Raw genomic sequence first — 10,667 nt, 5'->3', positions numbered from 1 at the left:
CAGAAACGATATGGGGATGTAATAATAAGATTATAAAAGGTAGTGCTGCTCATGAATAGTTCATGAAACAACCCTGCTTTAACGCATACTAATCTTGCGGAAGAAATGTAACTATGATAGACTAAACGGGGAGGTGGAGAAATGTTTGAATTATACCAGCTGGAGCAGCTGCTTATCGTGGCGGACTGCGGCACATTATCTGGTGCGGCAGAGCAGCTGCATCTCTCACAATCCGCTCTCAGCCGTTCCATGCAGCGGCTGGAAGATGAAATTCAAGTGCCGCTTTTCATCCGTCACAAAAATAAGATTGAACTGAATGAAAATGGCTGGCTTGCAGTGGATTACGCCAAAAGGGTAATGGAGCAGGCACACTCTATGGTAAGCGGCATTCGGGATTACGACAGGAAACGTCATACCATTTTTGTGGGCTCCTGTGCACCAGCTCCTCTGTGGGAAATGATTCCAGCCCTGTCCAGCCTTTATCCTGATCTGACCATTTCTTCTGAGATACGGGACAGCCAGGTGCTGTTCCAGGGACTTCAGGATGGAGTTTATCATACCATTGTCCTGCCCTATCCGGTTGAATCACCAAGCATTTTCTGCCAGAAATATGAAGAGGAGCATCTTTTTTTCTCTTTGCCGCCGGCCCATCCTCTTTCCGGAAGCAAAGCATTATCTTTAAAGGACCTTGATGGAGAAACCATGCTTCTTCGTGCCCAGCTTGGTTTCTGGAACCGTGTCACAGACGCAAAAATGCCGAACACTCATTTTATTGTCCAGGAGGATGCGGCTTTCAATGAGCTGGTGAAGGCCTCTGCCCTTCCCTCGTTTACCAGTGATCTGGTGATTCAAAGAGAAGGCGAGGCCCCCAATCGAGTTACCATTCCGATTAAAGACGAAGAAGCAAATGTGACATATTATTGCTGCTGTTTGATGAAATCAAAGGCTCTGATGAGGTTTCTTACACAAGAGGCTGTATAAACGATATACCGGCCACTGTTTCAAAGCTTTCACTTCAACCGGTAATAGCAAATTTTCTTCCCGGCACCCTCCCGCTTCAGCTCCCCAGACGCCACCAATTTCCGCAGCGCCCCTTCGATAGTTCTGCACGCTTTTGGTTCTGCCAGCCATGGGATTGTTCCTATGGCTGCATAAAATCTTGTGAAGCTACAGGATATAATTCTACGTAATGGGGATGGCATCGAAGTTCTCATGGATGAGGTTCAGCACATCTCGGTAACCTGCGATTTCCTGCTCATCCCGGTTCCTCAGTGCTCTGCACCTTAGCAATCTCCACCAGCATCTCCAATTCCTCCGGGCGCTGTTTCAGGTATAACTCCTGTTTCCCTACCTCTTTATAGATCGCCGCAATCAGGCTCAAAATCCCCGAGTCCCACTTTTGCTCCTTGATTGCAGAATAGTTGAATGTGCGCATACCCATTAACAAAACAGGACCGCCAGCATACCGACGGTCCTGTTTCTTTCCTCAAGGAATTATATTTTGGTGTTTCCATATTATCGTTGTATCGTTCTTCTATGCTTAAATCTGCATAGATTTTCGCACGATTGGTACGGAATTGGTACAAATCAAATCAGCTTACAGAATTCCTCTGGTTCTATACAAGGTATCCGGCTTCCCTTAAAGTCATCGCAGTTTCTCGTCACAATATAATCTGCCCGAAAAGCTATTGCACACTCCATTTGCAGGCAGTCTTCAAAATCCGAAAATCTTTCATTTGCCAGCGCCTCTAATATTTGGGCCTTATCACCCCCAGGATGTATTTTCTGGATACCGGCCTTTGTGCGCATCTGACCAAATGGAGCAGCGCCGAAACTTTGGAAGCTGGTGCTATGGGGGGAGAATTCTTTGAGACATGGGTTGTCTCCGAAATCTACAAAAGCTACCTGAATGCGGGTCAAAAACCACCATTATACTTTTACCGCGACAGCAATAAGAAAGAGATCGATGTCATCATATATCAGGATGGCACGGTAACTCCCATCGAGATTAAGAAGAGCTCTGCACCTAAAAATGCCGTCAAAAATTTTTCTGTCCTTGCTCCAATCGAGCAAGACCCCAGCGAAGAGGATATCTTTTCCGGAGCCGCTCATTTGAAAGTCAAAATAGGGACAGGAGCTGTTGTTTGTATGTCGGTTGATTTGATTCCTGTTGATAAGAAAAACTGGTATGTTCCGGCTTGGCTGATATAAGCTCTTTTACCATTTGATAAAGATAATGCAGTTCGTTCTATGGATGCTTATGTTGAACCGCTTAATTTACGAGAATCAGAATACAGAAGCCAACATAGATACACTGTATGGGTGGAACAAACGCGCAAAAAACACCAGTCTGGATTTAGGGCCAGACACTTAGATGCCGGATACGGCTATGAGCCTCATAGAGGAGGTGCAGAAGCCCAGACAGTAGAACAGAGAACAGGCCAAAGAAACTGCCCGCTTAAAAGAGGAAAGTGAATTTCTGCCGGAAGCAGGTGCTTTTTTCGCAGCGAGCCGTGGGAAGTCAACAAAAATCTGAGAATGCAGTTTATTGATAGGAAGACCGAAGATGTGGGCAAGGCGAGGATGAAGGAAGAATTACTGTACGGCAGATATAACACAAAACAAATAACAATAAAAGAACTTGAAAACCCTGATCTTGGAGATACTGCATGATCTATTGGAACACTCGCCGGATATGCTCGGACAATGGGGTATTGCCGCCCATGATCAAACGCAAACAATACTATGAATCACTGGAACAGGCAGCTTAAAGGTTTTGATAAATCCATAGAAGATTCCATTTCTTTTGACTTTTATTATATTAATAACATACTGGCTATTCCTAAACCTACAGCCAAATCAAAAAATTCCGTTACAGAATTATATTTCGATTGGCTGAATGAATGGGTGGAGGTGGAAGGTTGGATTATATTTCTCAATTATACAAACCAAAACAATTGAATTATAGCTGAATCCCTCACTTTACCTAATCAACAGAAAGTAAAAAATACAATTTCTTAATGTTTAGCTGAAAGCAAGGGATATTCCAACCGCCGGAATATCCCTCTTTTCTTAATGCTTATCTTAAACTGTCATTTGTCGTTTGAGCGCGTCCTCTTTATTCAATTTTGGTCGTAAATCGGTCGTAACTTTGAACCTTCACGCGTCCAAACCCTTGATTTTACTGGCTTTATTTCTCCAACGACTTCATCGTGGGAAACAGCAGCACATCCCTGATGGCCGGAGAATTTGTCAAAAGCATCACCAGTCTGTCAATGCCGTAGCCGATGCCTCCCGTAGGCGGCATACCAATCTCCAGCGCATTCATAAAGTCCTCGTCCGTGGTGTTTGCTTCCTCGTCCCCGGCTGCCAAAGCAGCCTCCTGCGCCTGAAAGCGCTCTCTTTGATCGATGGGGTCATTCAGCTCAGAGTAGGCGTTGCACATCTCCCGTCCGTAGATAAACAGCTCAAAACGCTCCACATAATCCGGCTTGTCCGGCTTCCTCTTGGTAAGGGGAGAAACCTCCACGGGATGATCCATCACGAAGGTGGGCTGAATCAAGTGCCCCTCTGCAAATTCCTCAAAAAACAGATTCAGAATATCACCCTTTGCATGACGCGCCTCATAATGAACGCCCTTCTCATCTGCGATCTTCTTTGCCGCCTCCGTATCGGGAATCTGGTCAAAATCCACCCCGGCATATTTTTTCACCGCTTCCACCATGGTAATGCGCTCAAAGGGCTTTCCAAGATCGATCATTTCTTCCCCATAGGGAATCAGGGTGGTGCCGCACACCTCCTGTGCCACATAGCGGAACATATTTTCCGTCAAATCCATCATGCCGTGATAATCCGTGTATGCCTGATAGAGCTCCATCAGGGTAAACTCCGGGTTATGCCTGGTGTCAAGTCCCTCATTGCGGAACACGCGCCCGATCTCAAAAACACGCTCCATTCCGCCCACAATCAGCCGCTTCAAATACAGCTCCAGAGAAATACGAAGCTTCACATCCTCATCCAGGGCATTGTAATGAGTTTCAAAGGGTCTTGCGGCCGCGCCCCCCGCATTGGACACCAGCATGGGAGTCTCCACCTCAAGGAATCCCTGATTCTCCAGATAACGGCGGATGGCGCTGATAATCTTAGAGCGCTTTACAAAGGTATCCTTTACCTCGCTGTTCATAATCAAATCCGTGTACCTCTGGCGGTAACGGATATCCGTATTAGTAAGACCATGAAATTTCTCAGGAAGCACCTGCAGGCTCTTGGAAAGCAGCGTCACCTGCGCGGCATGAACGGAAATCTCTCCCGTCTTTGTCTTGAACACTTCCCCTTCAATACCTACAATATCTCCCACATCATATTTCTTAAAGTCCGCATAGGACTCCTCTCCAATACTGTCGCGGGCCACATAGGACTGAATATTCCCCGGCAAGTCCTGAATATTGCAAAAAGAGGCTTTGCCCATAACACGCTTGGACATAACACGGCCCGCAATGCGGACTGTTTTTCCCTCCAGTTCCTCAAAGTTTTCCTTGATATCTGTGCTGTGATGGGTCACATCATATTTGGTAATCTGAAACGGATCCTTGCCGGCTGCCTGAAGTGCCGCCAGCTTCTCTCTTCTTACCTTAAGCAGCTGGTTAATATCCTGCTCCTGCCCTCTTGGATTTTGTGCTTCTGCCACGATTTTCTCTCCTTATCTGTTCTCGGCGGTATCAGTTTCCTCTCTGGATTTCCAGAATTTTATAGGAAAATACCCCCGCCTGTGTCTCCACCTCCACGGTATCTCCGGTCTTGCGTCCAATCAACGCTTTTCCGACCGGGCTTTCATTGGATATTTTTCCCTTCAGGCTGTTCGCCTCCGTGGAGCCTACAATCTTGTATTCCAGCTCCTCGCTGTATTCCAGGTCAAGCAGCCTCACCTTACAGCCGATATTGATCTTATCCAGGTCTACCTCGTCCTCCAAAACCACCTCGGCATTTTTCAAAATCTTTTCCAGCTCCTCAATCCGCGCCTCAATGTCTCTTTGCTCGTCCTTTGCCGCGTCATACTCCGCATTCTCGGACAAATCCCCCTGTTCTCTAGCTTCCTTGATTTTCTGAGCCACCTCCTGGCGTCTTACCACCTTCAGATCATGTAGCTCATCCTCGTATTTTCTGAGGCCCTCGTAGGTCAAAATATTCTTCTTCTCCTGCATGACAAACACCTTCCTAATTTTGATTCTATCACGTAAAATAGTAAACTCCCAATTAACTTCCGTATTATACCCATTTTTATCCACAGTGTCAAGGCAATACAGGATGTTTCCATTCCTTTTTCAGGGAAACATACCGGATTCCCAGATTCCGGCTTTCCATGCGTCTGCACTTTTCCTCCTGGGCGTCCATGTCCAGCCAGATGCTCCCCTTTGCGATCTGTCCCGTGGGAATCTGCACCTCCCCGGAAAAATCCAAAATAGAGGAGGGTTCCCTGCATGCCACCCCGGCCCGTTTTAAGGTCTGCCCCGGTTCCAAAACCTGCACTGCTGCCGCCAGTCCGTATTCCTCATAAATGTCCTCCAAAAAGTCCTGAAGCGGTTCCCGGTAACACTCTTTCGGCAAAATCCATTTTAAGCTTTTCATTTTACAGGCATAGCGCCTAATCAGCAAGGGCAGCACGGAGTCATATCCCAAAATTAAAAAATGAGGATTCCCTGCATACTGCATCATATGCTCCACCCACTGGGATTCCCGAAAGCTGTCAAATACCGGCACCCTCCAAAGCCTGCTCCAGATTTCCCCGGGAACAGAAGCCTGGCTCTGCCTGGGCTTTAACAGATGCTCCAGTGCTTCCTCGCAGGAAAAACAGCAGTCTTCCAAGGAAAGCTCCTCTCCCTCTGAGCCAAACATTTCCAGCACCAGTGCAAGCTGTGCTTCCCAGTAACGCCACCTTTTTTCGATTGCCTTCCTTCTTTTTTTCTCTCCAGGCATTTGAAAAAGCCGCTGATACCAGGGTCTTTCTATAAAAGCCTCTTCCCTCTGCCTCAAAAGGGTCTCCTCCGCCTCCCAGCGCTTCACCAGCCCTCTGTCAAGTCCTGCGCGGATCAGCAGATAATCCTTTTGCTGCAGGCGGTACACCTGACAGGGCTTTGTAAGAAATTGTCCTTCCTCTGCATAGCTTTGTCCTCTGGCAGTATAAAAATAAATGATCCTGTCCATGGCATAAATATATGCCGCAAAAAACTTTTGTATGCAAAAGACAGGCTGCCTTTCCAAAGCAATCTCTTTAAGCGTCCGGAAAGATCTCTTCCACGCCCCGAATCAGCGCATCCATGCTTTCCAGCGTATTGATCATCTGGCGGAATCTGGCAGAATGGGGCATTCCCGCAGTATACCAGGACAAATGCTTTCGCATCTCCCTGACACCGGTGTATTCCCCCTTGCATTCCAGCTGCAGCCTGGCATGGCGAAGGATAAGTTCCCGCTTTTCTGCGTTGTCAGGCCTTGGGGGTATGGCTCCCGTCTCCAGATATTGTGATATCTCCCGGAAAATCCAGGGATTTCCCTGGGCGCCTCTGCCGATCATAATACCGTCGCAGCCGGTTTCTGAGAGCATCTGCTCTGCCGCAGCCGGAGAGTCCACATCTCCGTTTCCAATCACCGGAATGCTCACCGCCTCCTTCACCGCACGAATGATCTCCCAGTGGGCCCTGCCGCTGTAATACTGCTCTCTTGTCCTTGCATGCACCGCTATGGCAGCCACGCCGCAGGCCTCTGCGATTTTTGCCATCTCCACCGCGTTGATATGCTCCTTGTCAAAGCCCATTCTGATCTTTACCGTCACGGGCTTTTGCACCGCCTTAACCAGTCCCTCCAATATCTGCGCCGCCAGCTTAGGGTTTTTTAAAAGAGCGGAGCCCTCCCCGTTATTCACCACCTTCGGTACAGGACAGCCCATGTTAAAGTCCAGAATGGAAAAAGGCCTCTCCTCAATTTTTTTTGCCATTTCGCTTACAATCACCGGGTCGGACCCAAACAGCTGTAGGGAAACAGGCCTCTCCTTTGGATGAATGTCAAGCAGCCGCTCTGTATTCTTATTGCCATAAAAAATTGCCTTGGCGCTGACCATCTCCATGCACACAAGCCCCGCTCCCAGCTCATGGCACAGCAAGCGAAATGGCAGGTCTGAAACACCTGCCATGGGAGCCAGTAACACATTATTTTTTAATGTCACGCCGCCTATCCTAAGCGCGCTCATCTCTTTGTCCTGTTCTTCTCGTAAATGATCCGCAGGCCATCCAGGGTTAAGGCGCTGTCATAGATGTCAATGGCATCCGTTTCATCGGAGATAATTCTGCCCAGCCCTCCGGTGGCAACCACCTTCAGATTGTCCAGGCCGCTCTCCTCCTTCACCTTCTTGATGATGTACTCCGTCTGTCCGATCTGTCCGTACATCAATCCCGCCTGCATACTGCTTATGGTTTCCTGGGCCAGAATAGATTTGGGCTTTTTGATCTCGATATTGGGCAGCTTTGCCGTCTCCTTCCACAAAGCCTCCGAGCTGATGCGGATACCCGGCGCGGTAATGCCCGCCGCAAATTCTCCCTTTTCCGTGATCAGGTCATAGGTGGTAGCCGTCCCGAAATCCAGCACAAGCACCGGCCCGCCGTACTTCTCATAGGCTGCCACTGCATCCACCATACGATCCGCGCCGATGGCTCTTGGGTCCTCCGTCACAACCTTTATGCCTGTTTTTACACCGGGTCCCACAATCAGCGGCTTGGTTTTCGTATATCGGATCAAGGCGCTGGTTAAGGAGTGCATCACATCCGGCACAACGCTTGCAATGATGGAGCCCTCCAGCTTTAACGCGTCAATATCCCGGTTTTTCAAAAGCTGTGTAATGATCACCCCGTACTCGTCCGAGGTTCTGGGCGTCTTGGTCATCATGCGGAAGGTTGCCTCCGCCGTCTCCCCGGCATACACTCCCAGCGTCATATTCGTATTTCCAACATCAATCACTAAAATCATAGAATTATCCCTGCTCCTCTTCTTTCAAAATCTGGGAAATATCTTCCTTCAAAATAAAAACCCTGTAATACAGGCTTAAGGATTCCAGCAGCTCCTGGCGCTTTCTGCGGATTTCCGAAACCAACAGCCCGCTGGAAATTTCATCGTAGTAAATATCATCCTCCTCCGCATTCGTCTCTAAAGACAGCGAGCCATCCTCCTCAAATACGATGGTGAAAATCCCCCCTACCTCCTCCGTAAACAAAACACAGATAATATGCAGCTCGTCCTTAATAGAGTCAGGAATGCCGTTAAAAGCCGGATTAAAATAATATTTCATATCATAGGCGTTGGCACCGCAAAGCACCACTCTCTTATCGTCCATTTCAGCCTCCGCAATCTATACATAGCCATAAATGCCTCTGACGGACACCTCTCCCGCGTAAACCGCAGTCAAACCGCCCTCAGACCTCTCCACCAGAAGCTCTCCCGCGTCGTTGATCCCTCTTGCCACTCCCCGGTATTCTCCCTTTGGGTCCAATACGCAGACCTCCCTGTCACGGTTCACCAAAAGGGCATTGTACCTGTCCTTAAGTCCTTTCAAGCTCCCTGTTTCCACAAAGGCCTCATATTCCCGCTCGAATACCTCCATCACATTGGCCAAAAGTCCGCTTCTGGATATTTTTTGTTTCAGCTCTTCCTCCAAGGCTGCCGCCGTAGAGGCAATCTCCGGCCCAAAGTTCTGCTTTTTTACATTAACGCCGCAGCCGATGACCACATAATGAATATAATCCCGCTCGGCGCTCATCTCTGTCAAAATCCCACAAACCTTTTTCCCATGCACCACAATATCGTTGGGCCATTTGATGCCGATCTCCAGACCATCCGGCTCCTCTTTTCCCTGTCCGGATGCCGTTTTCTCAATTCCCCTGGCAATGGCATAGGCCATCACAAGGGTCAGCATGGAAGCGGTATCCGGAGAGAAATCCGGCTTCAAAATCAACGTAAAGTAAAGATTGGTTCCCGCCGGGCTGCTCCAGTTCCTTCCCCGTCTGCCCCGTCCCTTCGTCTGCATATCCGCCACAATCAAGGTGCCATGGCCGGCCCCTTTCTCCGCATCCATTTTAGCCTGCAGATTGGTGGAGCCCAGACTGTCATAAAAGTAAACCGGCCTTCCCGCCCACCTTGTCCGAAGCCTTCCTGCAATTTCATTTCCGCTGTAGACCTCATCTGAATCCCGCAGAAGGTATCCTCTGTTTCTCACAGCCTCAATGAGATAGCCCTCTTTTTTCAGCTGCTCCACAGCCTTCCAGACCGCCGTCCTGGACACGCCAAAGCGCTCACACAGCTCCTGTCCGGAAACAAAATCCTCTCTGCCCCGCAGAAGCTCTAAAATTTCCTGCTTCATAGGGTTGCCGCCATAACAGCCTTGATGGTGTGCATACGGTTTTCGGCCTCCTCAAACACCAGGGAGTTTAAGGATTCAAATACCTCATCCGTCACCTCCATCTCAGTAATGCCAAAGCGCTCTCCCATCTGAGCGCCGATTTTTGTCTTTAGATCGTGGAAGGCCGGCAGACAGTGCATAAATACGGCGTTTTCCCCGGCGTTCTCCATCACGCTTTTATTGACCTGATAAGGGGACAGCTCTCTGATTCTCTCTTCCCAGACCTGCTCCGGTTCACCCATGGAAACCCATACATCTGTATAAATCACATCCACATCCTTCGTTCCCAGTTTGACATCCTCTGTAAAGCGGATGCTGCCTCCCGTCTCCTTTGCTATAGCCTCACACTGGGACGCAAGTTCTTTGGCCGGAAAATACTTTGCCGTGGTGCAGGCCGTAAAGTGCATTCCCATTTTTGCACAGGCCACCATAAGGGAATTTCCCATATTGTAGCGGGCATCCCCCATATAGGTAAGCCGGATTCCCTTCAGGTGTCCGAAATGCTCCCGTATGGTCAAAAGATCCGCCAGCATTTGGGTGGGATGAAATTCATTGGTAAGCCCATTCCACACAGGCACCTTGGAATACCTGGCCAGTTCCTCTACAATTTCCTGCTCAAATCCGCGGTATTCAATTCCCTCGTACATGCCCGCCAGCACCCGGGCCGTATCCGCAATGCTTTCCTTTTTGCCAATCTGTGAGCCTGAAGGGTCCAGATACGTGGTTCCTATTCCCAGATCATGAGCTGCCACCTCGAAGGCACACCGGGTGCGCGTGCTTGTTTTTTCAAAAATCAACGCCACATTTTTTCCTTTCAGGGTATCCACCGGGATTCCCTGTTTCTTCTTTTCCTTAAGCTCAGAAGCCAGGTCCAGAAGATAGTTGATTTCCTCCGGCGTAAAGTCAAGCAGTTTCAAAAAATCGCGCCCCTTTAAATTCATAAAGCATGCCTCCCTTAATTGTTATTCGTTTTTTTATTCTATCACAGGATGTTTTTTTTCACAATGGCTTCTTTTCAAGGAAAAACCGCGCAGGCCTTCCCAATTACCGGAAAGCCAAACGCGGTTTCTCAGTGCGCCTGCGGCGCACGTTTTATACGTTTTTAAGGCTGAATTTGGTTTGCGGTCTCCTTCCATGCAGATGCAAGGCTTGCCCGTCTTTAGGATTTAGCACTAGATTTTTTCGGGGTCAATTTTATATAGATATACTGCAAGCCAGCATATATGCT

The 10,667-nt window shown here is 48.6% G+C and carries 11 protein-coding genes and 2 pseudogenes; 3 read left to right on the top strand and 10 right to left on the bottom strand.

Annotated features, from left to right (window positions below):
* Nucleotides 1–141 precede the first annotated feature (141 nt).
* A complete protein-coding gene (locus SHK35_RS13580) occupies nucleotides 142–981 on the top strand; it encodes a LysR family transcriptional regulator (RefSeq protein WP_318710185.1) in 840 nt (279 codons plus the stop codon).
* Nucleotides 982–1,098: 117 nt separating this feature from the next.
* On the opposite strand, the pseudogene SHK35_RS14305 reads toward SHK35_RS13580, so the two are convergent.
* Together SHK35_RS14305 and SHK35_RS14235 are read right to left on the bottom strand one after the other, a co-directional pair.
* Nucleotides 1,099–1,435: pseudogene (locus tag SHK35_RS14305) on the bottom strand (Fic family protein); the annotation flags it as partial.
* A 152-nt stretch (nucleotides 1,436–1,587) separates the two neighbouring features.
* A complete protein-coding gene (locus SHK35_RS14235; RefSeq protein ID WP_334303692.1) occupies nucleotides 1,588–1,809 on the bottom strand; it encodes a PIN domain-containing protein in 222 nt (73 codons plus the stop codon).
* On the opposite strand from SHK35_RS14235, the gene SHK35_RS13570 reads away from it, so the two are divergent.
* Complete coding sequence (locus SHK35_RS13570; RefSeq protein ID WP_318710184.1) at nucleotides 1,777–2,211, top strand: DUF4143 domain-containing protein; 435 nt, start codon at nucleotides 1,777–1,779, stop codon at nucleotides 2,209–2,211. The two genes, SHK35_RS14235 and SHK35_RS13570, sit on opposite strands and share 33 nt — an antisense overlap.
* Before the next feature lie 327 nt (nucleotides 2,212–2,538).
* The gene (locus tag SHK35_RS14300) at nucleotides 2,539–2,673 is read left to right on the top strand and encodes a hypothetical protein (RefSeq protein ID WP_330638265.1); all 135 of its coding nucleotides are present in this window, start codon (nucleotides 2,539–2,541) and stop codon (nucleotides 2,671–2,673) included.
* 526 nt (nucleotides 2,674–3,199) lie between these two features.
* Here SHK35_RS14300 and lysS read toward each other — a convergent pair.
* The 8 genes and pseudogenes from lysS to argF all read right to left on the bottom strand — a co-directional run.
* A pseudogene (lysS, locus tag SHK35_RS13560) lies at nucleotides 3,200–4,687 on the bottom strand (lysine--tRNA ligase); the annotation flags it as partial.
* Between the two features lie 31 nt (nucleotides 4,688–4,718).
* Complete coding sequence (greA, locus tag SHK35_RS13555) at nucleotides 4,719–5,201, bottom strand: transcription elongation factor GreA (RefSeq protein WP_318703790.1); 483 nt, start codon at nucleotides 5,199–5,201, stop codon at nucleotides 4,719–4,721.
* 88 nt (nucleotides 5,202–5,289) lie between these two features.
* Nucleotides 5,290–6,258: a hypothetical protein gene (locus SHK35_RS13550; RefSeq protein ID WP_318710182.1), complete on the bottom strand. Its 969-nt coding sequence runs from the start codon at nucleotides 6,256–6,258 to the stop codon at nucleotides 5,290–5,292.
* Nucleotides 6,259–6,268: 10 nt separating this feature from the next.
* Nucleotides 6,269–7,240, bottom strand: coding sequence for a tRNA dihydrouridine synthase DusB (gene dusB / locus SHK35_RS13545; protein ID WP_318710181.1), 972 nt, complete (start codon nucleotides 7,238–7,240; stop codon nucleotides 6,269–6,271).
* Entirely contained in the window at nucleotides 7,237–8,013 is a 777-nt protein-coding gene (locus SHK35_RS13540) for a type III pantothenate kinase (protein ID WP_318703783.1), read from the bottom strand. Before SHK35_RS13540 ends, dusB begins: the two co-directional genes overlap by 4 nt.
* Nucleotides 8,014–8,017: 4 nt before the next feature.
* Entirely contained in the window at nucleotides 8,018–8,377 is a 360-nt protein-coding gene (locus tag SHK35_RS13535; RefSeq protein ID WP_318703781.1) for a DUF6145 family protein, read from the bottom strand.
* Between the two features lie 15 nt (nucleotides 8,378–8,392).
* Nucleotides 8,393–9,400 (bottom strand): biotin--[acetyl-CoA-carboxylase] ligase, encoded by a 1,008-nt coding sequence (locus SHK35_RS13530; RefSeq protein WP_318710179.1) that lies wholly within the window; start codon nucleotides 9,398–9,400, stop codon nucleotides 8,393–8,395.
* Nucleotides 9,397–10,380, bottom strand: a complete 984-nt coding sequence (gene argF / locus SHK35_RS13525; protein WP_318710178.1) for an ornithine carbamoyltransferase — start codon at nucleotides 10,378–10,380, stop codon at nucleotides 9,397–9,399. The genes SHK35_RS13530 and argF overlap by 4 nt, the downstream gene beginning before the upstream one ends.
* Nucleotides 10,381–10,667 lie beyond the last annotated feature (287 nt).

Source organism: Candidatus Acetatifactor stercoripullorum, from assembly GCF_944382095.1.
Classification (GTDB): Bacteria; Bacillota; Clostridia; order Lachnospirales; family Lachnospiraceae; genus Acetatifactor; species Acetatifactor stercoripullorum.
Note: the sequence above shows the minus strand (reverse complement) of the source record. Positions and strands in the feature narration are given on the sequence as shown.